The sequence below is a fragment of the Cellulomonas sp. Root137 genome (genome assembly GCF_001426725.1).
Taxonomy (GTDB): domain Bacteria; phylum Actinomycetota; class Actinomycetes; order Actinomycetales; family Cellulomonadaceae; genus Cellulomonas.
In genome coordinates this window covers 257,009-279,036 of sequence record NZ_LMFG01000003.1, presented here as the reverse complement: position 1 = coordinate 279,036, position 22,028 = coordinate 257,009, and the positions used below count along the sequence as shown (strand labels likewise).

General features: G+C 70.2%; 23 protein-coding genes and 1 tRNA gene. 12 read left to right on the top strand and 12 right to left on the bottom strand.

The annotated features are described in order from the left end of the window. Window positions 1–77 precede the first annotated feature (77 nt). Together rpsA and ASD18_RS16350 are read right to left on the bottom strand one after the other, a co-directional pair. A complete protein-coding gene (rpsA, locus tag ASD18_RS16355; protein WP_056094506.1) occupies window positions 78–1,583 on the bottom strand; it encodes a 30S ribosomal protein S1 in 1,506 nt (501 codons plus the stop codon). Between the two features lie 220 nt (window positions 1,584–1,803). Continuing rightward, a complete protein-coding gene (locus ASD18_RS16350) occupies window positions 1,804–2,829 on the bottom strand; it encodes a 6-phosphofructokinase (RefSeq protein WP_056094504.1) in 1,026 nt (341 codons plus the stop codon). A gap of 106 nt (window positions 2,830–2,935) precedes the next feature. Here ASD18_RS16350 and ASD18_RS16345 point away from each other — a divergent pair, with 106 nt between their 5' ends. Further along, window positions 2,936–3,754: a class I SAM-dependent methyltransferase gene (locus ASD18_RS16345; protein WP_056094501.1), complete on the top strand. Its 819-nt coding sequence runs from the start codon at window positions 2,936–2,938 to the stop codon at window positions 3,752–3,754. A 22-nt stretch (window positions 3,755–3,776) separates the two neighbouring features. Here the strand turns inward: ASD18_RS16345 and ASD18_RS16340 are convergent, their stop codons facing one another. The 3 genes from ASD18_RS16340 to polA all read right to left on the bottom strand — a co-directional run bounded on the left by ASD18_RS16340 (window position 3,777) and on the right by polA (window position 8,681). Then, on the bottom strand, window positions 3,777–5,435 hold the full coding sequence (locus tag ASD18_RS16340; RefSeq protein ID WP_056094497.1) for a cation acetate symporter: 1,659 nt from the start codon (window positions 5,433–5,435) through the stop codon (window positions 3,777–3,779). Further along, the gene (locus tag ASD18_RS16335) at window positions 5,432–5,782 is read right to left on the bottom strand and encodes a DUF485 domain-containing protein (RefSeq protein ID WP_056094494.1); all 351 of its coding nucleotides are present in this window, start codon (window positions 5,780–5,782) and stop codon (window positions 5,432–5,434) included. The genes ASD18_RS16340 and ASD18_RS16335 overlap by 4 nt, the downstream gene beginning before the upstream one ends. Window positions 5,783–5,921: 139 nt before the next feature. Then, window positions 5,922–8,681: a DNA polymerase I gene (gene polA / locus ASD18_RS16330; protein WP_056094490.1), complete on the bottom strand. Its 2,760-nt coding sequence runs from the start codon at window positions 8,679–8,681 to the stop codon at window positions 5,922–5,924. Here polA and ASD18_RS16325 point away from each other — a divergent pair. Further along, a complete protein-coding gene (locus tag ASD18_RS16325) occupies window positions 8,680–9,096 on the top strand; it encodes a PaaI family thioesterase (RefSeq protein WP_056094488.1) in 417 nt (138 codons plus the stop codon). The genes polA and ASD18_RS16325 overlap by 2 nt on opposite strands. On the opposite strand, the gene ASD18_RS16320 is transcribed toward ASD18_RS16325, so the two are convergent. After that, window positions 9,012–9,719, bottom strand: a complete 708-nt coding sequence (locus tag ASD18_RS16320; protein ID WP_235522436.1) for a GNAT family N-acetyltransferase — start codon at window positions 9,717–9,719, stop codon at window positions 9,012–9,014. The genes ASD18_RS16325 and ASD18_RS16320 overlap by 85 nt on opposite strands. Before the next feature lie 389 nt (window positions 9,720–10,108). Between ASD18_RS16320 and ASD18_RS16315 the strand changes: the two genes are divergently transcribed. Genes ASD18_RS16315 through ASD18_RS16300 form a run of 4 tightly spaced genes read left to right on the top strand, consistent with a single transcriptional unit; the run spans window position 10,109 to window position 14,113 of the window. Further along, window positions 10,109–11,422 carry a branched-chain amino acid ABC transporter permease gene (locus ASD18_RS16315; protein ID WP_235522435.1) on the top strand — a complete coding sequence of 438 codons (1,314 nt, stop codon included), beginning with the start codon at window positions 10,109–10,111 and terminating at the stop codon, window positions 11,420–11,422. A 9-nt stretch (window positions 11,423–11,431) separates the two neighbouring features. Then, a complete protein-coding gene (locus tag ASD18_RS16310) occupies window positions 11,432–12,415 on the top strand; it encodes a branched-chain amino acid ABC transporter permease (protein ID WP_056094479.1) in 984 nt (327 codons plus the stop codon). Next, complete coding sequence (locus ASD18_RS16305) at window positions 12,405–13,331, top strand: ABC transporter ATP-binding protein (protein ID WP_056094475.1); 927 nt, start codon at window positions 12,405–12,407, stop codon at window positions 13,329–13,331. The genes ASD18_RS16310 and ASD18_RS16305 overlap by 11 nt, the downstream gene beginning before the upstream one ends. Beyond that, the gene (locus ASD18_RS16300) at window positions 13,328–14,113 is read left to right on the top strand and encodes an ABC transporter ATP-binding protein (RefSeq protein ID WP_056094472.1); all 786 of its coding nucleotides are present in this window, start codon (window positions 13,328–13,330) and stop codon (window positions 14,111–14,113) included. The genes ASD18_RS16305 and ASD18_RS16300 overlap by 4 nt, the downstream gene beginning before the upstream one ends. A 130-nt stretch (window positions 14,114–14,243) precedes the next feature. Here the strand turns inward: ASD18_RS16300 and ASD18_RS16295 are convergent, their stop codons facing one another. After that, window positions 14,244–15,545 carry an ABC transporter substrate-binding protein gene (locus ASD18_RS16295; RefSeq protein WP_056094469.1) on the bottom strand — a complete coding sequence of 434 codons (1,302 nt, stop codon included), beginning with the start codon at window positions 15,543–15,545 and terminating at the stop codon, window positions 14,244–14,246. 174 nt (window positions 15,546–15,719) lie between these two features. Further along, window positions 15,720–16,352, bottom strand: coding sequence for a nucleotidyltransferase family protein (locus ASD18_RS16290; protein WP_056094466.1), 633 nt, complete (start codon window positions 16,350–16,352; stop codon window positions 15,720–15,722). A gap of 59 nt (window positions 16,353–16,411) precedes the next feature. Here ASD18_RS16290 and ASD18_RS16285 point away from each other — a divergent pair, with 59 nt between their 5' ends. Continuing rightward, entirely contained in the window at window positions 16,412–17,176 is a 765-nt protein-coding gene (locus ASD18_RS16285) for an endonuclease/exonuclease/phosphatase family protein (RefSeq protein ID WP_056094463.1), read from the top strand. 52 nt (window positions 17,177–17,228) lie between these two features. On the opposite strand, the gene ASD18_RS16280 is transcribed toward ASD18_RS16285, so the two are convergent. Next, window positions 17,229–17,912, bottom strand: coding sequence for an ANTAR domain-containing response regulator (locus ASD18_RS16280; RefSeq protein ID WP_056094460.1), 684 nt, complete (start codon window positions 17,910–17,912; stop codon window positions 17,229–17,231). Window positions 17,913–18,038: 126 nt separating this feature from the next. On the opposite strand from ASD18_RS16280, the gene ASD18_RS16275 reads away from it, so the two are divergent. The 4 genes from ASD18_RS16275 to ASD18_RS16260 all read left to right on the top strand — a co-directional run bounded on the left by ASD18_RS16275 (window position 18,039) and on the right by ASD18_RS16260 (window position 19,814). Beyond that, complete coding sequence (locus ASD18_RS16275; protein WP_056094457.1) at window positions 18,039–19,019, top strand: SMP-30/gluconolactonase/LRE family protein; 981 nt, start codon at window positions 18,039–18,041, stop codon at window positions 19,017–19,019. Between the two features lie 28 nt (window positions 19,020–19,047). Further along, window positions 19,048–19,121 (top strand) — tRNA-Leu (locus ASD18_RS16270). 107 nt (window positions 19,122–19,228) lie between these two features. Next, window positions 19,229–19,477: a hypothetical protein gene (locus ASD18_RS16265; RefSeq protein ID WP_056094454.1), complete on the top strand. Its 249-nt coding sequence runs from the start codon at window positions 19,229–19,231 to the stop codon at window positions 19,475–19,477. Between the two features lie 61 nt (window positions 19,478–19,538). Continuing rightward, the gene (locus ASD18_RS16260; protein ID WP_156388049.1) at window positions 19,539–19,814 is read left to right on the top strand and encodes a hypothetical protein; all 276 of its coding nucleotides are present in this window, start codon (window positions 19,539–19,541) and stop codon (window positions 19,812–19,814) included. Window positions 19,815–19,830: 16 nt separating this feature from the next. On the opposite strand, the gene ASD18_RS16255 is transcribed toward ASD18_RS16260, so the two are convergent. From ASD18_RS16255 to ASD18_RS16245, 3 genes are all read right to left on the bottom strand, one after another. After that, window positions 19,831–20,142 (bottom strand): hypothetical protein, encoded by a 312-nt coding sequence (locus ASD18_RS16255; RefSeq protein ID WP_056094449.1) that lies wholly within the window; start codon window positions 20,140–20,142, stop codon window positions 19,831–19,833. A gap of 23 nt (window positions 20,143–20,165) precedes the next feature. Further along, a complete protein-coding gene (locus tag ASD18_RS16250) occupies window positions 20,166–20,366 on the bottom strand; it encodes a hypothetical protein (protein WP_156388048.1) in 201 nt (66 codons plus the stop codon). A 396-nt stretch (window positions 20,367–20,762) separates the two neighbouring features. Next, complete coding sequence (locus tag ASD18_RS16245) at window positions 20,763–21,281, bottom strand: hypothetical protein (RefSeq protein ID WP_156388047.1); 519 nt, start codon at window positions 21,279–21,281, stop codon at window positions 20,763–20,765. Between the two features lie 282 nt (window positions 21,282–21,563). Here ASD18_RS16245 and ASD18_RS16240 point away from each other — a divergent pair, with 282 nt between their 5' ends. Next, window positions 21,564–22,016, top strand: a complete 453-nt coding sequence (locus ASD18_RS16240) for a GNAT family N-acetyltransferase (RefSeq protein ID WP_162251759.1) — start codon at window positions 21,564–21,566, stop codon at window positions 22,014–22,016. Window positions 22,017–22,028: the final 12 nt, after the last annotated feature.

Below are 22,028 nucleotides of genomic sequence, written 5' to 3'. Positions count from 1 at the left end.
TCCATCCTGCCCTGCCTTCGACGGATACGCCGATGGCCGGCCACCTCGGAAGGTGACCGGCCATCGAGCGGGTGGGTTCAGTTACCCGTGAGCTTCTCGCGCAGAGCGGCGAGCGCCTCGTCGGACGCGAGCGTGCCCGCGGCCTCCTCGGTGGACGACGAGTACGTCGACGGCACCGGGCCGGCGGACGAGCTCGACGAGCTGGAGGACGACGTCGCACCCTCGGCGGCGCCGCTGGCGGCCTCCGCGTCGGCCTTCGCGGCGTCGGCGACCTGCTTGCGGTGCGCCTCCCAGCGCTCGTGGGCCTGCGCGTACTGCGCCTCCCACACCTCGCGCTGCGCCTCGAAGCCCTCGAGCCACTCGTTCGTGGCCGGGTCGAAGCCCTCGGGGTACTTGTAGTTGCCGGCGTCGTCGTACTCGGCCGCCATGCCGTACAGCGCGGGGTCGAAGTCCTCGCTGGCCGGGTCGAAGCCCTCGTTCGCCTGCTTGAGCGACAGCGAGATGCGGCGGCGCTCCAGGTCGATGTCGATGACCTTGACGAAGACGTCGTCGCCGACCTGGACGACCTGCTCCGGGATCTCGACGTGGCGCACGGCCAGCTCCGAGATGTGGACCAAGCCCTCGATGCCGTCCTCGACGCGCACGAACGCGCCGAACGGAACCAGCTTGGTGACCTTGCCGGGGACGACCTGGCCGATGGCGTGCGTCCGGGCGAAGGCCTGCCACGGGTCCTCCTGCGTCGCCTTCAGCGACAGGGAGACACGCTCGCGGTCGAAGTCGACGTCGAGAACCTCGACGGTGACCTCCTGGCCGACCTCGACGACCTCGGACGGGTGGTCGATGTGCTTCCAGGACAGCTCGGAGACGTGCACGAGCCCGTCCACGCCACCCAGGTCCACGAACGCACCGAAGTTGACGATCGAGGACACGACACCGGGGCGGACCTGGCCCTTCTGCAGCGTCTGCAGGAAGGTGGAGCGCACCTCGGACTGCGTCTGCTCGAGCCACGCACGGCGCGACAGGACCACGTTGTTGCGGTTCTTGTCGAGCTCGATGATCTTGGCCTCGATCTCCTTGCCGACGTACGGCTGGAGGTCGCGGACGCGACGCATCTCCACCAGCGACGCGGGCAGGAAGCCGCGCAGACCGATGTCGAGGATGAGGCCGCCCTTGACGACCTCGATGACGGTGCCGGTGACGACGCCGTCCTCCTCCTTGATCTTCTCGATCGTGCCCCAGGCGCGCTCGTACTGTGCGCGCTTCTTGGACAGGATCAGCCGGCCTTCCTTGTCCTCCTTCTGGAGGACGAGGGCCTCGACCACGTCGCCGACCTTGACGACCTCACCGGGGTCCACGTCGTGCTTGATGGACAGCTCACGGGAGGGGATGACGCCCTCGGTCTTGTAACCGATGTCGAGAAGGACCTCGTCGCGGTCGACCTTGACGATGGTGCCCTCGACGATGTCGCCATCGTTGAAGTACTTGATGGTGGCGTCGATCGCGGCGAGGAAGTCCTCGGCCGAGCCGATGTCGTTGATCGCGACCTGCGGGGTGGCGGGCTTCGCGGGGGTGGTGATGCTCATGTAGGGATGGGCTCCGATGCGGACAGGGAAGTTGTACGGACTGAACGTGTGTGCCGGCGGCACGGTGACATGCGTGTGGTGATCGCGATCTGATGGGACGCCCTCGACTCCCCGGAGAGAGCCCTCGCACGAGCAGTACGAGTGAGGACACGCCGACGCAACAAGGCGCGCGGCACCGCCGTCTACCCTATCCGGGTGACGATGGGCAGGTCAAAGCCGATCAGGCGAGCGCGCGCGCGACCGCCAGCAGCTCGTCGGGCACGTACTTGACCTTGCCGGCCACCTCGCTGAGCGGCACCATCACCACGGACTCGCCACGCAGCGCCGTCATGACGTTCGACTGGCCGGCGCTGGCGGCGTCGATGGCCGCGACCCCGAACCGCGAGCCCAGGATCCGGTCGACGTGCGTCGGGATGCCTCCGCGCTGGACGTGACCCAGCACGACGACGCGGGTGTCGAAGCCGGTGCGGTTCTCGATCTCCACCTTGAGCCGCTGACCGATGGCCCCCGCGATGATGTCGCCGAACTTGCCCATCGGCGTCTCGTAGTCCATCGAGGTCCCCTGCGCGGGCACGGCACCCTCGGCGACGACGATGATCGAGAAGCTCGCGTGGGCGCGGTGGCGGTGCTTGAGGAACTTCTCGATCTTGTCGATGTCGAACGGCGCCTCGGGGGCGAGCACGATCTCGGCTCCCCCGGCGATGCCCGACGTCGCGGCGATCCAGCCCGCGTGCCGGCCCATGACCTCGACGATCATCACGCGGTTGTGGCTCTCCGCGGTGGTGTGGATGCGGTCGATCGCCTCGGTCGCGATGGACACGGCGGTGTCGAACCCGATCGACTGATCGGTGCCCCAGACGTCGTTGTCGATCGTCTTGGGGATCGCGACGATGCGGATGCCGGCCTCGGCCACCTTGCTCGCGGCGTGCAGCGTGCCGTCGCCGCCGATGCAGATGAGCGCCTCGATCTTCTCCGACTCGAGCGTGGACAGCACCGCGTCGAGCCCGCCGTTGTCGGCGTGGGGGTGGTACCGAGCGGTCCCGAGCAGGGTGCCGCCGACCGCCAGCTGGTTGCGGATGTGCTCCCGCGTCAGGGGCATGCTGAGCCCGTCGACGACGCCGCGCCACCCGTTGCGGAAGCCGGTGATCGTGTGCCCGTACTCGCCCTCGCCACGCTTGACGACGGCGCGGATCGCGGCGTTGAGGCCGGGGACGTCGCCGCCGCCCGTGAGCAGACCGACTCGCACGCTGGCACTCCTTGATCGCGGGAACTACTGGACGGGTAGCGCGTCATCGGGCTGCCGTACGACAGCGTATCCGCGGTGTCGACGCGGCAGACGTGACACTGGTCCCATGAGCGACGACCAGCTGGCCGAGGCAGGCTACCTCGACGTCCCGTCAGCCTCGGGGGGATCCGCGAGCCGCGGCTGGTGGGACGCCAACGCGCAGGAGTACCTCGACGAGCACGGCACCTTCCTCGGACCCGCCGACTTCTGCTGGTGCCCCGAGGGCGTGCGGGAGAAGGACGCGCACCTGCTGGGCGACCTCACCGGCCGGCGCGTGCTCGAGGTGGGCGCGGGAGCCGCCCAGTGCGCGCGCTGGCTCGTCGGCGAGGGCGTCGACGTCGTCGCGACCGACGTGTCCGGCGGGATGCTCGCGGCGGGAGCCCGGTACGACACCGAGGTCGGGCGGACGACACCGATGGTCCAGGCCGACGCCCGGGCGCTCCCCTTCGCGGACGCCTCGTTCGGCGTCGCGTTCACGGCGTTCGGCGCGCTCCCCTTCGTGCCCGACGCCGACCGGGTCCACGCGGAGGTCGCCCGGGTGCTGCGGCCCGGCGGCCGCTGGGTGTTCGCCGTGACCCACCCGGTCCGGTGGGCGTTCCCCGACGACCCCGGCGAGGCGGGTCTCACGGCCACGCGGTCCTACTTCGACCGGACCCCCTACGCCGAGCTCGGCGAGTCGGGGCGCGTGCTGTACGCCGAGTACCACCGGACCCTGGGCGACCACGTGGCCGAGCTGGCGGCCGCGGGGTTCGTCCTCGAGCGGCTGGTGGAACCGGAGTGGCCCGTGGGCCACGACCGGACGTGGGGCGGCTGGGGACCCGTGCGGGGCGCCAGGCTGCCGGGGACGGCCATCTTCGTCACGCACCGCGGGCGACCGTCCGCGTAGACGGCCGCCCGCGGTCAGTGCGTCAGTGCACCGTCGCCTTCTCGGAGCCGGCGCCGGTCAGCGACCGGACCTCCATCTCCGCGAACTTCTCGGGGTGCGGCGGTTCCTTGCTCAGGTAGGTGCCGACGATCCCGAGGACGAACGCGAGCGGGATCGAGATCAGGCCGGGGTTCTCCAGCGGGATCAGATGGAAGTCGATGTCGGTGTTCTTGATCATCGACAGGCTCGCGCCCGTGACCGGGTCGACCTTGCCGGAGACCACCGGCGAGAACGTGATGAGCACGAGGCAGGAGATGAGTCCCCCGTACATGCTCCACAGGGCGCCCGACGTGTTGAACCTCTTCCAGAAGAGCGAGTAGAGGATCGTCGGCAGGTTGGCGCTGGCGGCGACCGCGAAGGCCAGCGCCACGAGGAACGCCACGTTCTGCCCGTTGGCGAAGATGCCGCCGATGATCGCCAGGATGCCGATGACCACCACGGTGATCCGCGCGACCCGCACCTCACCGTCGGGCTTGACCTCGCCGTGCTTGATCACCGACGCGTAGATGTCGTGCGCGAACGAGGCGGCGGCCGTGATGGTCAGTCCGGCGACCACGGCGAGGATCGTCGCGAACGCCACCGCGGAGATCAGACCCAGCAGGATCGTGCCGCCCAGCTCGTACGCGAGCAGCGGTGCCGCCGAGTTCACGCCTCCCGGGGCTGCCTTGATCACCTCCGGACCGACCAGCGCTGCGGCGCCGTACCCGAGCACGAGCGTGAACAGGTAGAAGATGCCGATCAGCCAGATCGCCCAGACGACCGAGCGACGTGCCTCCTTCGCCGTCGGGACCGTGTAGAAGCGCATCAGCACGTGCGGGAGGCCCGCCGTACCGAGCACCAGCGCGAGGGCGAGCGACAGGAAGTTGAGCTGGCTCATCGCGCTCACGCCGTACTGCCGACCGGGCTCGATGATCGACTCGCCACCCTCGCCGGCCGAGTCGATGGCGCCCTGCAGGAGGTCGGAGAGGTTGAACCCGAACTTGGCCAGCACCCAGAGCGTCATGACGGCAGCGCCGGCGATCAGCAGGATCGCCTTGATGATCTGCACCCAGGTGGTGCCCTTCATCCCGCCGACGAGCACGTACAGGATCATCAGCCCGCCGACGACGGCGATGACGAGGCCCTGCGCCGCCGCACCCTCGACTCCGAGGAGCAGCGCGACGAGGCCGCCGGCGCCGGCCATCTGCGCCAGCAGGTAGAAGAAGACCACCGTCAGGGTCGCCAGCGCGGCGGCCATGCGGACCGGGCGCTGCCTGAGCCGGAACGACAGGACGTCCGCCATGGTGAAGCGGCCGGTGTTCCGGAGCAGCTCGGCCACCAGCAGCAGCGCGACCAGCCACGCCACCAGGAAGCCGATCGAGTACAGGAAGCCGTCGTACCCGTTGATCGCGATGGCGCCGCAGATGCCAAGGAACGACGCCGCCGACAGGTAGTCACCCGCGATCGCGGTGCCGTTCTGCGGGCCGGTGAACGAGCGCCCGGCGGCGTAGTAGTCCGCGGCCGTCTTGTTGTTGCGCGAGGCGCGGAACACGATCACCAGCGTGATGGCGACGAAGCCACCGAAGATCGCGATGTTGACCCACGGGTTGCCGATGTCCTCGGTCTCCGCGGCACGCAGGAGAGAGCTCAGGGAGGTGATCATGCGGGGCCACCGTCCAGCGCATCGCCGTTCTCGATGTGCAGGCGGAGGCGCTCGGCCACCGCGTCCTGCCGGTTGTTGGCCCAGCGCGCGTAGATCATCGTGATCGCGAAGGTGCTGACGAACTGCCCGAGGCCGAGGAGCAGGCCGATGTTGATGTTGCCCCACACCTTCGTCGACATGAAGTCGTGGGCGTAGGCCGCGAGCAGGACGTACAGGAAGTACCAGGCAAGGAAGAAGGCCGTCATGGGGAAGACGAAGCGACGGAACCGGTGCCTGAGGGCCTGGAACTCGTCGCTGGTCTGTACTCGTTGGTAGTCGGTCTCGCGTTCTCCGAAGGTCTCGGTCACCAGCGCCTCCCAGCAAGGGACGTCAGTGGCTCCGTCGCCACTGTGTGCCCGACACTGTGGCGCAGATCACCCCGAAGTGCATCCGATAGTTACGACGAACCTGCCGAAAACCGCCGAATCCCCACGATCGAGGGACAGATCAGTGCCCGGCGTCGTGCCAGGAGCCGCCCGCACCGACCGTCACGTCCAGCGCCACGTCCAGCGGGCCGTCGGCAGCCGCGTCCCCCGCGGCGCCCATCTGCTCGCGCACGAGCGCCTCGACCTCGTCCCGCTCCCCTGCCACGACCTCGAGCACCAGCTCGTCGTGCACCTGCAGGAGCATCCGCGAGCCGAGCCCGCGGCGGGTGAGCTCCCGGTCGACGCCGAGCATCGCCACCTTGATCAGGTCGGCGGCGCTGCCCTGGATCGGCGCGTTGAGCGCCATCCGCTCGGCCACCTCCCGTCGCTGGCGGTTGTCGCTCGTCAGGTCCGGGAGATACCGGCGGCGGCCGAGGATCGTGGCGGTGTAGCCGGTCTGCCGGGCGACGTCGACCACGCCCGTCAGGTAGTCGCGCACCCCGCCGAACCGCGAGAAGTAGTCCTGCATGAGCGCCGCGGCCTCGGACACCTCGATCGAGAGCTGCTGGGAGAGGCCGTAGGACGACAGCCCGTACGCCAGGCCGTAGCTCATGGCCTTGATCTTCGACCGCATGGCGGGCGTGACCTCGTCGGTCGGCACGCCGAACACGCGGGAGCCGACATAGCTGTGCAGGTCCTCGCCGGAGCGGAAGGCGTCGATCAGGCCCTCGTCGCCCGACAGGTGCGCCATGATCCGCATCTCGATCTGCGAGTAGTCGGCGGTCAGGAGCGTCTCGTACCCGTCGCCGACCACGAACGCGCGCCGGATCTGCCGGCCCGCCTCCGTGCGGATGGGGATGTTCTGGAGGTTGGGGTCCGCCGAGGACAGCCGGCCCGTGGCGGCGATGGTCTGCTGGAACGTGGTGTGGATGCGTCCGTCCGCGGCGATGGACCGCAGGAGGCCCTCGACGGTCTGCCGCAGCCGGATGGCGTCCCGGTGGGCCAGCAGGTGCTCGAGGAACGGGTGCTGCGTGCGTGCGAACAGGTCGGTGAGCGCGTTCGCGTCCGTGGTGTACCCGGTCTTGATCTTCTTGGTCTTCGGCATGCCCAGCTGGTCGAACAGGACCTCCTGGAGCTGCTTGGGCGACCCGAGGTTCACCTCGCGCCCGATGACCGCGTACGCCTCGGCAGCGGCGTTCTGCACCTGGCTGTCGAACGACTTCTCGAGTCCCGACAGGTAGCCGGAGTCGATCGCGATCCCGGTCCGCTCCATCCGCGCCAGCACGTCGACCAGGGGCAGCTCGAGCGTGTCGAGGAGGCTGGTGGCGCCCCGGTCGGCCACCTCGCCGCCCAGCACGTCGGCCAGGTCCCGGACCGCGGCGGCACGGACGGCTGCACGGCGGCCCTCGTCGGTGCCGTCCAGCTCGAGGTCCAGCGCACCCTGCGCACCGTCCGCGGCCTCGTCGGCGCCCAGCTCGCGATGCAGGTAGCCGATCGCGAGGTCGGTGAGGTCGTACGCGCGGCGGTCGGGCTGGCACAGGTAGGCCGCGAGCTCGGTGTCGAACACCACGCCGGCGAGCGGCAGACCGCGGCCGGCCAGCGCGTGCCAGGCCTCCTTCGAGGCGTGCACGATCTTCGGTGCCGCGGGGTCGGCGAGCCACGCCGCCAGCGCGGTCTCGTCCGGGGGCTGGATCTCGGCCAGGTCGAACGCGGCCGCCTGGCCGTCCGGGTCCGCCAGCGCGATCCCCCAGGCGTCGCCACCGGCGGGGGCACCCGAGCCGCGGACGTCCACGCCGAGGGGCTTCCCGGCCCGGGCGGCGAGCCAGTCGGCGAGCTCGCCGGAGCCGAGGACCGTGAGGTCGAGCTGGGCGGCGGCGACCGTCCCCGGTCCGTCGCCGGCCTCGTCGGGCAGCATGGCGAAGAGCCGGTCGCGGATCGCGCGGAACTCGAGCTCCTCGAGCACGGCGTGCAGGGCGGGCCGGTCCCAGGGCCGCGCCGCGAGGTCCTCCGGGCCCAGCGGCAGCTCGATGTCGGTGAGCAGCGCGTTGAGCTGGCGGTTCAGGCGCACCTGGTCGAGGTTGTCCCGCAGCGACTCCCCCGCCTTGCCGGGCACCTGGTCCGCGGCGGCGAGGATCCCGTCGAGCCCGTCGTACTGAACGATCCACTTCGCGGCCGTCTTCGGGCCGACCCCGGGGATACCGGGCAGGTTGTCGCTGCTCTCCCCGACGAGCGCGGCGAGGTCCGGGTAGCGCGCGGGCGGCACCCCGTACTTCGTCTCGACTGCCGCCGGCGTCATCCGGGCCAGCTCCGAGACGCCCTTGACCGGGTAGAGGACCGTGACGTCCTCGTTCACCAGCTGGAGCGCGTCGCGGTCGCCGGTGCAGATCAGCACCTGCATGCCCTGCGCCCGCGCCTGGACGGACAGCGTGGCCAGGATGTCGTCGGCCTCGAACTGGGGCTTGGACAGGTACGGGATGTGCATGGTCTCGAGGACCCGCTGGATGACTTCCACCTGCCCCTTGAACGGGGCGGGTGTGGCATCCCGGTTGCCCTTGTACGCCTCGTACACCTCGGTCCGGAACGTCGTGCGGCCCGCGTCGAACGCGACCGCCACGTGCGTCGGCGCCTCGTCCCGCAGCAGGTTGGCGATCATCGAGAAGAACCCGAACACCGCGTTGGTGGGCTCGCCGGACGACGTCGCGAACTTGTCCACCGGGAGTGCGAAGAACGCCCGGTAGGCCATCGAGTGACCGTCGATCAGGAGGAGTCGGGCAGGCGTTCCGGGAGTGGCCGGCGGAACCGCTGGCAGTGCGTCGCTCACGGGTGCCAACCTATCTGCCATGTCCGACACGACAACGCCATCGCCAGCCCTGCTCTCCACGTTCACAGGCACCCTCATCGAGCGCATGGGCATCGTGGTGACCGAGGCCTCCGCACAGCGCACCGTGGCCACCATGCCGGTCGCCGGCAACACGCAGCCCTACGGCCTGCTGCACGGCGGCGCGTCCGCGGTTCTGGCCGAGACGCTGGGCTCCATCTCCGCCATGGCGCACGCGGGCGAGGGACGCGCGGCCGTCGGGATCGAGCTCAACGCCACGCACCACCGGTCCGCACGGACGGGCCTGGTCACCGGGACCGCGACGGCGCTGCACCTGGGCAGGACCCTCGCCACCTACCAGGTGGTGGTCGAGGACGACGGCGGTCGGCTGGTCTGCACGGCCCGGCTCACCTGCATGCTGATCGACGCGCGGCCCTGATCCGCGCCTGACGCGCGCGCGGGCTGGACCGGGTCCTCGACGGGCTGCCGTGCGGCGCGTGCCTGCCGACGACGGGCGATGAGGTCCTCGAGCCCGCGCGGGCCGGAGCGCCGTGTGGCACCCGCTGCGCCGACGTGGCCCTGGTCGTGCGCGAGCTTGCGCTGCAGAGCCGCGGCCGTCACCACCCGGTGCGACGCCGCCGGCGCGAACCCGAGCCGGGCGAGGAAGCGCTGCATCCCGCGGGAACCCGGCAGCGGCGACGAGTACAGCTCGGTCGCGCCGGCCTCCTCCGCGACCGTCGTCGCGCCGACCAGCAGGGCGTGCCCGAGGCCGCGACGGCGCGCGGCGGGCAGCACGTACACCGCCTCGATGTCGAGGCTCACGACGTCGGTGAACGGTCCGGGACCGACGACGCGGGCGAGCAGCAGCCCGGCCGGGTCGTCATCGAGCAGAGCCAGCAGCACGCGTCCGCCGGGGACGGCGAGGAGCGCTCCCAGCTGGTCGCGGAGTCGGTCGGCGTCGTCGGTGCAGAGCTGGGAACCCACACCGGCCTCCTGGCGCGCGGCGAGGCAGAGCTCGACAAGGCTCTCCAGGTCGCCCGGCAGGGCTTCGCGGACTTGCACTCCAAGACGCACGACAGTGGTACCTCCAGACGGGACGAGGGGGATCCGGTCGGGGTGACGCCACCTCTGCCCACGACGGCGCCGTCATCGATCATGGCGCAGCCTCCACCGTATGCCTAGCCCCCGGGAGAGGGGCACCGCACTCGGTGGTGGGTCAAACTGGACGTCCGACCACAAAACCCGACACGCTCAGGCCCGCACGGCCCCGACACTCGCCATCGCGAAATGAACAAGACACAATCCCTGCCTATCGTCCTGCCACACGGCAGGCGTCGCGCTGGTTCGACAATGCCGTCGGACCCGTGCACGAGCCCGGCCCCCTAGAACCTGGACGGAGACCCACCGTGCCGCATGTTGCGACGACGGACAGGCCCCGCAGAACTCGATTGTTGATCGCGCTGAGCATGCTCGCGGCAGCACTCGTCGGCGTCATCGGCCTGCAAGCCGAGTCTGCCTCCGCCACCGCGGCGGTCACCTGCGTCGCCGACGCCGAGACCGGGTGCATCGGCGGGACGCTGCAGAACACCGCCGGACCCGTGGAAGGCGTCACCATCACGGTGTCGAACGAGGACGACGAGTTCGAGGAGTCGGCCACCACGGCCGCCAACGGCACGTGGGCCGTCGCGATCCCCGGACGGGCGCGCTACACGGTCGAGCTCGACGAGTCGACGCTCCCCTCGACCGCGGCCCTCGCGGACTCGGCGGAGAACCCGGTCGAGCAGCTCGCCGTCGTCGGCGCCTCGTCGACCGTCGACTTCAACCTCGTGCTGGACGCCACGCCGAGCACCGGCGGCAGCTCGTCCACCACGACGGGCACGGTCACCCCCACGCGGCTCCTCCAGCAGTTCGCGCTCGGCATCCGGTACGGCCTGATCCTCGCCCTCGCCGCGGTCGGGCTCTCCCTGATCTACGGCACCACCGGGATGTCGAGCTTCTCGCACGGCGAGCAGGTCACCCTGGGCGCCCTGCTGACGTTCGTGTTCTCCATCCAGCTGCACTGGCCGATCGTCCTGTCGGTGCTGGCCGCGGTGGTCCTCTCGGCCGCCAGCGGCTGGCTCCAGGACGTCGGCATATGGCAACCATTGCGGCGACGCAGAGTGGGCCTGGTCCAGCTGATGATCGTCAGCATCGGGCTGTCGCTGGCTCTCCAGTACGCGTTCCAGTTCCGCTTCGGCGGCAGCACCCTGCAGGTCCTGCCCTCGATCGCCAAGTCCTGGAGCATCGGCCCGATCCGGCTGTCGATCCCGTCGTACATCGCGATGGGGTGCGCCACCATCGTGCTCGTCGGCGTCGCGCTCTTCCTGCAGCGCACCCGCACCGGCCGCGCTACCCGGGCCATCTCGGACAACCCCGCCCTCGCGGCCGCCTCGGGCATCGACGTGGACAAGATCATCCGGCTCGTGTGGATCCTGGCCACCGGCCTCGCCGGCCTGGGCGGCGCACTGCTCGCGCTGGCCTTCAACGGAGCAGCCTGGGACCTCGGCCTGCAGATGCTGCTGCTGATGTTCGCCGCGGTCACCCTCGGTGGTCTGGGCACCGCCTACGGCGCGCTCATCGGCTCGCTCATCATCGGTGTCGTCGTGGAGATGTCGACCCTCTGGCTGCCGTCGAGCCTCAAGTTCGCCGTCGCGCTGCTGATCCTGATCCTCGTCCTGCTCATCAGACCTCAAGGCATCCTCGGCCGCGCCGAGCGGGTCGGCTAGGAGACTCCCATGAACTGGTCGGACCTGCTGTCCCTCACTGCGGGCGAGCTGATCGCCCCCACCACCGCGGCCTACGCGCTCGCGGCCATCGGCCTGAACATCCACTTCGGCTTCACGGGTCTGCTCAACATGGGGCAGGCGGGCTTCATGCTCGTCGGCGCCTACGGGTTCGCCGCCACCGCGCAGGCCGGCCAGGGCTTCCCGCTCTCGGCGCTGGTCGGGGTGGGTTGCTCGGTCGTCTTCGCGCTCATCCTCGGCATACCCACGCTGAAGCTGCGCGGCGACTATCTCGCGATCGTCACCATCTCCGCGGCGGAGATCGTCCGGCTCATCGGGCGGTCGTCCGTGCTCTCCGACATCACCAACGGCGCGGCCGGCATCCCCGCCAGCAGGTTCAACAAGGACTTCCTCGGCCTCTCGGTGCTCCCGGACGGGAGGACCGCGCTCGGGCCGTTCGCGTACGCCAACAACGTCGGTGACGGCTGGTGGACGCGCATCGTCGCGTGGGCCGCCGTCCTGCTCGCCGTGCTGCTGGTCTGGCGCCTCATGTCCAGCCCGTGGGGGCGTGTGCTCAAGGGCATCCGCGAGGACGAGGACGCCGTGCGCTCGCTCGGCAAGAGCGTCTACGGCTACAAGATGCAGGCGCTCGTGCTCGGTGGCGCGATGGCCGGCTTCGCGGGCGTCCTGTTCGTGATGCCCGCCAGCGTCCAGCCCGACGCGATGGGCCGGTCGATGACCTTCTTCATCTGGACGATCCTGCTGCTCGGTGGCGCCGCCACCCTGTGGGGTCCGGTGATCGGGTCGATGATCTTCTTCGTCGCGCTCATGTTCATCAAGACGGTCATGCGCGACGTGCTGCCGTCCGTCCTGCGGCCCGAGCAGCTCGAGCCGCTCGCGGGCATCCTGGTGGGCATCACGTTGATGCTCCTGGTGATCTTCCGGCCGCAGGGCATCTTCGGTGACAAGAAGGAGCTGATGCTCGATGTCCGCTGAGCTGTCCTCCCCCGCACCGCTCGCGAAGACGGCGGCTCAGGCGCTCGCGGGCGTGGCCCCCGAGCCCGGCGTCGCCAAGCCGGACCCGATCATCGTCGCCGACGACGTCGTGCGCCGGTTCGGTGGCATGACCGCGGTCGACGTCCGTCACCTCGAGGTGCAGCGCGGCGCGATCACCGCGCTGATCGGCCCCAACGGTGCCGGCAAGACGACGCTGTTCAACCTGCTCACCGGCTTCGACAAGCCCAACTCCGGCACCTGGGAGTTCGACGGTCGTCGTCTGAACGGCGTCTCCGCGGGCCGCGTCGCCCGGGCCGGCATGGTGCGCACCTTCCAGCTGACCAAGGCGCTCTCCCGGCTCACCGTCCTGCAGAACATGCAGCTCGGCGCCACCAAGCAACCGGGCGAGGGCTTCTTCACCTCGCTGGTCAAGCCGCTCTGGGCGGCCCGTGAGCGCGAGATCACCGCGCAGGCCGAAGAGCTGCTGATCCGGTTCAAGCTCGACGCCAAGAGCGAGGACTTCGCGGGGTCGCTCTCCGGCGGACAGCGCAAGCTCCTGGAGATGGCCCGGGCACTCATGGCCAAGCCCGAGCTGGTCATGCTCGACGAGCCGATGGCCGGCGTGAACCCCGCGCTCACGCAGTCTCTGCTCGGGCACATCCAGACCGTGCGCGACGAGGGCACCACGGTGCTGTTCGTCGAGCACGACATGCAGATGGTCCGCCGGATCGCCGACTGGGTGGTGGTCATGGCGGAGGGCAAGATCGTCGCCGAGGGGCCGCCGTCCGCCGTCATGGAGAACCCGGCCGTCGTCGACGCCTACCTCGGCGCCCACCACGACACCGACCTCGGCGACGAGAGCGTCATGGCCGAGGGTGTGCTCGAACAGCTCGAGGCCGAGGAGGCCACGGAATGACCGTCACCGAATCCGCCGCAGCACCGTCCCCCGTGGACCGGGGAGAGCCCCTGCTGCGCGCCGACGAGCTCGTCGCGGGCTACATCCCCGGGGTGAACATCCTCAACGGGTGCAACCTCGACCTGTACCCGGGCGAGCTGGTCGGCATCATCGGCCCCAACGGCGCCGGCAAGTCGACCCTGCTCAAGGCGATCTTCGGCCTGGTGCACGTGCGTACCGGCTCGGTGACCCTGGGCGGCGAGGACATCACCAACCTCAAGGCGAACGACCTGGTCGCCCGCGGCGTCGGGTGCGTCCCGCAGAACAACAACGTCTTCCCGTCCCTGTCGGTCGAGGAGAACCTCCAGATGGGGGGCTTCCTCAAGCCGGGCAAGTTCGCCGAGCGGCTCGACTTCATCATCGACCTGTTCCCGAACCTCAAGGACCGCCGCGGTCAGCGCGCCGGTTCGCTGTCCGGCGGTGAGCGTCAGATGGTGGCCATGGGCCGCGCGCTCATGATGGACCCGAAGGTGCTGCTCCTCGACGAGCCCTCCGCCGGCCTGTCCCCCGTGCGGCAGGACGAGACGTTCATCCGCACCCGCAAGATCAACCGCGCGGGCGTCTCGATCATCATCGTCGAGCAGAACGCCCGGCGCGCCCTGCAGATCTGCGACCGGGGATACGTCCTCGACCAGGGACGCAACGCCTACACCGCCACGGGACGTGAGCTCATGCACGACCCCAAGGTGATCGAGCTGTACCTCGGCACGCTGGCGGCGGACGAGATCGCCCCCGAGGACTGAGAGCACGCACACAGAGGCCCGGCCGGAGAACATCCCGGCCGGGCCTCTTTCTGCTCGTCGCCACAACGACGAAGGCCCGGCAGGGGATCACTCCCCTGCCGGGCCTCGCGTCATGCGGGGCTGACTGTCGTCAGCTGCCCTTGACCTCGCCGAACTCCGCCTTCTGCCACACGGGCACGTTCTCGGCGTCGTACTTGTAGATGCCGACGAACGCCGACGACGGGTCGTTGTTGTCGTTGAACGGGCCGACGCCGGAGACAGCCTGGTAGGTGATCTCCTTGCCGTCCTTGATCAGCTCGACGCAGTCCGCGAACGTCGCGCACTCCTCGCCGTCCGTCGTGCCGGACACGGCAGCCATGTTGGCCTGCACGGTCGGGCCGTCGTTCTGGCCGCCCTTGACCGCCGCGAGGGCGGCAAGGATGGTCGCGTCGTAGGACTCGGGACCGTAGTTGAAGTCCTTCAGGTCCGGGTTGACCTCAAGCAGGCGAGCCTTGAAGTCGTCAGTCGGGTTGGCGCCCGGGTTGGTGCCCTGCGCGCCCTCCATCGTGCCCGGGTCGAAGAAGAACTTGGCGCTGTCGGCCGGGTCCTGCTTGAAGCTGGCCACGTTGCCGTCGACGAGGTACACGTTCGACATGTCGTAGCCGGCCTGGACCAGCTGAGGAACGATGACACGGACCTCGTCGAACGTGATGATCACGATCGCGTCGGGGTTCGTGGCGACGACCTCGCCGACCTCGGTGGAGTAGTCCTGCAGCTCGGGCGGGAAGTCCTGACCCGCGCCCTCGGCGCCGTAGGTCACGTTGACGCCCGCGGGCTCGAGGTTCTGCTGGACGAAGCCGCGCAGACCCGTGCCGTAGGGGTCGTCGAACACGAGGATGCCGACGTTCTTCTTGCCGTCCGCGATGATCTGCGTCGCGAGGGCCTGGCCCTGGACCTCGTCCGGCGGGGCGGTGCGGAAGTAGTACGGGCTGATGCCGGACAGGTCCGCCGCCGTGTTGGCGGGCGAGATCTGCACGATCTCGGCGTCCGTGATCGGGCCGACGACGCCGAGCGACAGGCCGGAGGACGCGGCGCCGATGATGACGTGCACACCCTCCTCGATCAGCGCCTTGGCGGACGGGGTGCCGATGGTCGCGAGGTCGGACGTGGGGCCCGAGTCCTTGTGCGAGACCGTCACCGGGACGCCGTTGACGCCACCGGCGTCGTTGATGTCCTTGATGGCCAGGTCGACGCCGGCGATCTCGGGCGGGCCGAGGTACGCGAGGTTGCCCGTGACGGGGAGCAGGGAGCCGATCTTGAGCGGGCCCGAAGCGGTGGGCGCTGCGGAGCTCTCGCTGTCGGCCGGCTCGTCCGAGCCGCTGCACGCGGTCAGGGCGAGGGCGACAGCGCCGGCCAAGGCGGCGGCGCGGACTACGTGGGTCGAACGAATCATGCCTGGTACCCCTCTGTGAGTACTGCGATCCACTGGAACCCGGTAGGGATCCTGCAGGTGTGGCGCGAAGGTACTCATTGTTTGTGTCCGCGATGTGAATCTGGGTGTCTCACGACGGGTTGTTGCCGAGTTGTGACCAACCAGTAACAAGGGGAACTGGACGCGCGACCGGCCTCAGGACGCCGGTGCGGCCGCCCCGGGGGCTACGTCCGACGACGTCGACGCACCGTCCGCGTCGGTGATGCCGAGCTCGTCGGCCAGGAAGAGGAACGCCCGCGCGTAGGGGTGCCCGACCGCGTCCGCGCGGATCCGCGGCCAGTCGAGCTGCTCGCGCAGCGCCCGCACGATGGCGAGGAGCCGCCCGAAGTCGCACGCGTGCTCCCCCAGCACCCGCAGCTTCGCCGAGACGATGTCGGTCGCCTGCAGCACGGGCATCCGCACCGCCAGCACCTCGAGCACGTCGCTGCGCGCCAGGAGCTCGCTCGTGATCGGCTCACCGACCATGCGGAACAGGACGTCGACCAGCTGACCGTGGTGGAACGCCTTGAACAGCCAGTTCTCGGCAGGCTGCTCCACGTCCAGCCCGGCGGCCGCGATCGCCTCCTTGGCGCGCTCGACGTCCTCGGGCGTCACGGCGAAGTCCGCGTCGTGGCTCGGTTCGGGGGCGCCCCGGGCCCAGGCCGCGTACCCGCCGACGAGGGCGAAGGGGATCTCGGCGTCGGTCAGCGCCACCGCGACCAGCCGCAGGCCGTCCTGGAGGGCGGTGCGGTCGTCGGGCGGGTCGACCAGGGCGCCTTGCTGCGTCATGGAACGACTGTCTACACGCCGACGCGCGGGCTCGCAGGTCGGCCGGGACAATCGGCAGGGTGCGCCTGGCCACCTTCAACATCCTGCACGGTCGCTCGCTGGTCGACGGCGAGGTCCACGTGGGGCGGTTCGCCGACGCCGTGCGCGAGCTGGACGCCGACGTGCTCGCGCTCCAGGAGGTGGATCGTGACCAGCCGCGGTCCCACGGCGCCGACCTGACGGTCGTGGCCGCCGAGGCGATGGGCGCCCCCGCGCACCGCTTCGTCGCGACACTGCACGGCGAGCCCGGCGTGTGGACCGCCGCGACCGGCGACCACCAGCCCGCCGTCGCGAGCTACGGGATCGCACTCCTGAGCCGGCACCCGGTGCGGTCCTGGCACGTCCTGCAGCTCCCCGTCCTGCGCCGCCGCGCCCCGGTGCGCTGGCCGGACGCGCGCTGGCCCACGCTCGTGCGCGACGAGCCCCGCGCGGCCCTCGTCGCCGTCGTCGAGCACCCCGACGGCCCCCTCACCGTCGTCGCCACGCATCTGACGTACATCCCCGGCTGGAACCGGCGGCAGCTGCGGCAGCTCGTCGAACTCCTGCGTCCGTACCCCCGCCCGCTGGCGCTCATGGGTGACCTGAACATCGAGCGGGATACCGCGGTCCGGACGTCGGGCCTGCGCGCACTGGCCGCGGCCGACACGTTCCCGGTCGCCGAGCCGGACCGCCAGCTCGACCACATCCTCGGCGACGGGTCGATCCAGCCCACCGGCCCCGCCCGCTCGGTCGACACGGGGCTGTCCGACCACCGCGCCCTCGTCGTCGAGGTGACCCGCCACTGAACGACGAGGGGCCGGTCGGATGTTCTCCGACCGGCCCCTCGTCACGCTCGCGTCAGGAGGACGCGCCACCCACCTGCTCGATGACCGCGTCGGCCACCTCGCGCATGGTGAGCCGACGGTCCATCGACGTCTTCTGGATCCACCGGAACGACTCCGGCTCGGTCAGGCCCATCTTCGTCATGAGCAGACCCTTGGCACGGTCCACGCGCTTGCGCGTCTCGAACCGCTCCGCCAGGTCCGCGACCTCCGACTCCAGGGCGCTGATCTGCGCATACCGCGAGATCGCGATCTCCACCGCGGGCAGCAGGTCGGCCGGGCTGAACGGCTTGATCACGTAGGCCATGGCACCGGCGTCGCGCGCCCGCTCCACGAGCTCCTTCTGCGAGAAGGCCGTGAGGAGCACCACCGGGGCCAGGTGCGCCTTGCCGATGCGCTCCGCCGCCGAGATCCCGTCGAGCACGGGCATCTTCACGTCCATGACGACGACGTCGGGCTTGAGATCGGTGACCAGCTGGACCGCCTGCTCGCCGTCGCCGGCCTCACCGACCACGTCGAAACCGGCGTCGCGCAGCGTCTCGACGACGTCCATCCGGATGAGCGCCTCGTCCTCGGCCACGACCGCGCGCCGCGCCGGACGGGCGGCGGGAGCCGTGGGCTCAGCCGTCGGAGCCGGGGTGCTCAGGTCGAAGGCGTCAGGGGCCGCCTCGGTGGGTTCGGGGGTCGCGTCAGTGCTCACGTGCTCAGAGTAGTGGTCGCCGCCGCTCGCTTCGCAGTGGTTGCACCTGTGAGGCAGCCCACGCGCTGCCCATCGGCGCGCAGCGGACGTAGCCTCGAGGAGACCCGACTCGTCCGAGGAGGCCCGATGATGCGCACCCACCGATCCGTCCGCGCGGCCCTCGCAGCCGCCACAGCCCTGCTCCTGCTCGGCGTCGCCAGCCCGGCGGCCCTCGCCCACGACCGGCCGGACAGCTACCTGCTCGACCCGGCCGGACCCGCGGCCGACGACATCTACCCGGAGGGCATCGCCGCGCGCGGCGACACGTTCTACGTCGGCAGCACGACCGACGGGACGGTCTACCGCGGCACGCTGCACTCCCCCACCGCGACGACGTTCCTGCTCGGGGGCGTCGACGGCCGGACGTCCGCGGTCGGCATGAAGGTCGACGGGCGCACCCTGTTCGTGGCCGGCGGCGCCACCGGACGCGTCTTCGCGTACGACGTGCGGACGCGCGAGCTCACCGGGACGTGGCAGGTGGAGCAGACCGGCGCCCCGACGTTCCTCAACGACATCGCCATCGGTCCGCGCGGAGACGTGTACGTCACCGACTCCCTGCGGCCCGTGCTCTACCGCATCGACGCCGCCGACCGCCGCGCCCCCGGTGTGACGCTGCTGCCGACCTTCCTCGACTTCACCGGGACGGCGCTGCAGTACACGACCGGGTTCAACGTCAACGGGATCGTCGTGTCGCCCGACGGCCGGCACGCGGTGGTCGCGCAGTCGAACACCGCCACCCTGTTCCGGATCGGCCTGCGCGACCGGAGCGTCACCGCGGTCGACCTCGGCGGCGCGACCGTCGCCGGCGACGGGCTCGTCCTGAGCGGTCGCACGCTCTACGCCGTCGAACGCCAGGGACCGGTGGGGTACGTGGTGACCATCGCGCTCGATCGTCAGCTGCTCAGCGGCACCGTCGTCTCGCGGACCACCGATCCGGGGTTCGACGACCCCACGACGGCCGCGCTCGTCGGCCGGTCGCTGCTCGTGGTGAACAGTCAGTTCGGCGAGCGGGCCGCCGGTGAGCAGCCCGACCCGTTCACCGTGAGCCGGATACGCGCGCCGAGGTGATCGTGCGGTCGGGCTATCCTGCTGCACGGCCCCGATAGCCCAACCGGCAGAGGCGTTCGGCTCAAACCCGATCCAGTGTGGGTTCGAATCCCACTCGGGGCACCCATCTGAACTGCGGCAACGTGTTCCCGTGGAACGTACGTGGAACAAGGAACAGGACCGCGTCCCGTCGCGGGGTCCTGTCACCGCTCCCCCGTACCGTCCGGGCCATGGACTTCCAGCGGTACATCCGCACCCTCGGGGACCCCACCGGAGCGACGCCCGTGGAGCCGTACCGGTCCGCCGTGGTCCGTTCGGACCTGTACTCCGGGGTGGTCACCGGGGTCCCCGTCGTGGTGGTGTCCCGGGCTCCAGCTCCACCCGCCCCGGCGGACTGGCTGTGTGTCCGGCAGACGCTGGGACCGAACCGGCACTGGTTGGCGTGGGTCCCCGCGGACCGGGTCAGCGCACACAGGTGAACCACCTGGGCACGCGACAGAACCAGCCTCAGCGCCGCCCGGGCCCTGCCATGCTCCGCCCATGAACACGCCGCGCCGCGTCCTCTACGCCGCTGTCGATCTAGCCGCCGGGACCGTGCTGGTGGTCCTGTCGGCCGCCCTGCTCCTGACCTCCTGGTACTTCGGAGTTCAGACCCCGGCATCCATGCAGGGCAAGGGGCCGTCAGTCCCGTTCGCCATCGCTGGCTGGGCGGCACTGGCCGGGGGCCTGCCGATGCTGGGCATGGGCGTCTACCGGCTGGCTGACCACGCTGACACGTGGGCGCACCACCGGGCGCACCGCCAGACGAACGGCTGACGCCCTGGTCGGAGCCTCAGCCCCCCGCCAGCAACTGGAACACCAGGCCGATGGCCACCAGACCCACGCCCACCGTCTGCTCCCGCAATCCTTCGCTGGCCGCCTGGTGCACCTCTGCCCGCAGGTCTGCCGCCGTGGTGTCCAGGGCGGCCTGGACCGCGGCCACCTCCTGCTCCCGCGCCCTCTTCTCAGCAGCCAGGGTGTTGGTGTGCCCGACACTTTCTAGGGTCAGGCGCGACAGGTGGGCGTTGACCGCCCGGTGGAACGCCGCCGGGTCGATGGGCAGGGCGGGCCAGACGGTGGCGCTGGCCGTCCCAGTGAAGGTCACGGTCAGGTTCGCGGTGGCGGCGTTCAGGGTGCCGTGAACTGGCCGCCGGACACCCGCCGGGCCGTCTGCTCCACGCGGGTCGTGGTGGCCTTCCACGCGGCCTCCGCGGGGGCCAGGAACGGTTGCCCGGTGGGGTGCGCCACCCATGTGGTCCGGATGCCCCAGGCGGTCACGATTAGGCCCAGCACCTGCACGGCCAAGGCGGCTATCTGCCATCCGTTCATGGCCGCCATGCTGGCGTGGCAAGGCGGCCACGGCGGCAGACGCGCCGGGACCCGGGGCGGTGCTGGCACCGTCAAACGGTGGCCAGCTCCCGTGACACCTGCGCGGCATGCGCGGGACCGCACGCGGCCACGGTTATGGCCACGACGTCCAGATGGTCACCGCGTCGGACGACTTCGTGACGGATGGCCGCCGTGCCGGTGGCGGGCTGGTTGCAGATGCTGCACGTTCTTGTCATGCCCGGCACCATTCCACCGGCCACTGACATGCCCGGCGCGGGGTACGACTCTGCCCTTCCATGCTGCGGCCCCGCACAGACGCCTTCTTCCGTCGCGGCACTCCCCGGTGCAGGGACGCACACGGCCACGAGCCAACCCACGCGGCCGCTCTAGGCGAAGTCACTTCTCATTAAGGCGATTCATCCACCACGCGGTTGGGCTCGGCCGTCTCTCGACACCGTCCCAGCCCGACCGACGCCACCAACGGTTGCCGGAATCCCGAAACACCACGCGGGGCAGGATCCGCGGTACGTCGCCGCCGCCGTACGAGCAGTACAACTCGACCACGCCGTAGTTGTGCGGCTCGACGAATCCGAGCGGCACGCTGAAGTTCCACGTTTGACCGTCGTCGCGGTCGAACGCCTTGACCCAGATTGGTCCGATGAGTTCATCGCTCCCGTTGTGAACGGCGACAGACACGAGCACGAACGGCGTCTCCGCGATGTCCAGCGGGGGACCGTTGCGCGTGGTCATCGTCCCGAACGTCACATCACCGTCGCCCGCCTGCGCCCCGTGGGCGAGCAGTGGAAAGGCCTCCGCCGGGCCGTACGGCGTGGCCTCCAGCACCGTGCTGTAGATCAGCCGCGCTTGTGCCCATCGACGTGCCTTCACGTCACGCGTGTATGCCACCGCGGCCACGGCGAACGCTGCTGTTGTTCCGACAGCGGCGAACCAGTCTGGCCAGCTCCCCGGTGTGATCGTGCTGATGAACCCGGCAACATCTACGGTCACAAGGGCCGAACTTATCGGGAGCTGAGCGCCAAGTGTCGCGACTCGCGGGAATTGCTCCGCGGAGCGGCGGCCCGACCCTCCAGGAATCAGTCCCTCCCTGCGTCCCGCACAGACCCCGTGGGCCGCAAGACCGATGACGCCCCCCAATAACGCTTCTGGGGCCGTTCTGCGACTGCGATGCTGGGAGCCGTGAATGACCCCGCCCGGCTGGACATCCGTCCTGCGGACCCAGATGAGATTCTCAGCGCGTTGGCCCTGCTGCGCAGTGAGTTCCCCCGGGCCGCGGACGACTACGTCGCATACCTGCCCCCGCAGGTAATGGTCCTTGTGGCCATGCTTGACGGTTCGCGACCACCCGTTGGCGTGGTGTTTGGGCGGCCTTCCACGTCGTCCGGCAGTGAACGCGCCGGTTTGCTCCAGTTCCTCGTCGTCGACCAGGCCCAACGGCGCACCGGCGTGGGCGAAGCGTTGGTGGACGCCTTCTGTCAGAAGTCCCGGAACTGCGGCAGCGTAAAGGTGCAGTTGCACTACGGGGCCGTCACCTTCGGGTCGGAGCGGGGACAGCAACTGACCGCGTTCTACGTGCGGTGCGGTTTCGCACGGGCAGGCTCCTACATGGAACGTCGCGTAGACCTGCTGTGACCCCATCGGTCC

Bases quoted from the DNA above. Each gene is read 5' to 3' on its own strand.
- rpsA (WP_056094506.1), bottom strand. From the start codon at position 1,583: ATGAGCATCACCACCCCCGCGAAGCCCGCCACCCCGCAGGTCGCGATC.
- ASD18_RS16345 (WP_056094501.1), top strand. From the start codon at position 2,936: ATGAGCGACGACCAGCTGGCCGAGGCAGGCTACCTCGACGTCCCGTCA.
- ASD18_RS16340 (WP_056094497.1), bottom strand. From the start codon at position 5,435: ATGATCACCTCCCTGAGCTCTCTCCTGCGTGCCGCGGAGACCGAGGAC.
- ASD18_RS16325 (WP_056094488.1), top strand. From the start codon at position 8,680: ATGTCCGACACGACAACGCCATCGCCAGCCCTGCTCTCCACGTTCACA.
- polA (WP_056094490.1), bottom strand. From the start codon at position 8,681: ATGGCAGATAGGTTGGCACCCGTGAGCGACGCACTGCCAGCGGTTCCG.
- ASD18_RS16310 (WP_056094479.1), top strand. From the start codon at position 11,432: ATGAACTGGTCGGACCTGCTGTCCCTCACTGCGGGCGAGCTGATCGCC.
- ASD18_RS16305 (WP_056094475.1), top strand. From the start codon at position 12,405: ATGTCCGCTGAGCTGTCCTCCCCCGCACCGCTCGCGAAGACGGCGGCT.
- ASD18_RS16300 (WP_056094472.1), top strand. From the start codon at position 13,328: ATGACCGTCACCGAATCCGCCGCAGCACCGTCCCCCGTGGACCGGGGA.
- ASD18_RS16295 (WP_056094469.1), bottom strand. From the start codon at position 15,545: ATGATTCGTTCGACCCACGTAGTCCGCGCCGCCGCCTTGGCCGGCGCT.
- ASD18_RS16290 (WP_056094466.1), bottom strand. From the start codon at position 16,352: ATGACGCAGCAAGGCGCCCTGGTCGACCCGCCCGACGACCGCACCGCC.
- ASD18_RS16275 (WP_056094457.1), top strand. From the start codon at position 18,039: ATGATGCGCACCCACCGATCCGTCCGCGCGGCCCTCGCAGCCGCCACA.
- ASD18_RS16265 (WP_056094454.1), top strand. From the start codon at position 19,229: ATGGACTTCCAGCGGTACATCCGCACCCTCGGGGACCCCACCGGAGCG.
- ASD18_RS16260 (WP_156388049.1), top strand. From the start codon at position 19,539: ATGAACACGCCGCGCCGCGTCCTCTACGCCGCTGTCGATCTAGCCGCC.
- ASD18_RS16250 (WP_156388048.1), bottom strand. From the start codon at position 20,366: ATGAACGGATGGCAGATAGCCGCCTTGGCCGTGCAGGTGCTGGGCCTA.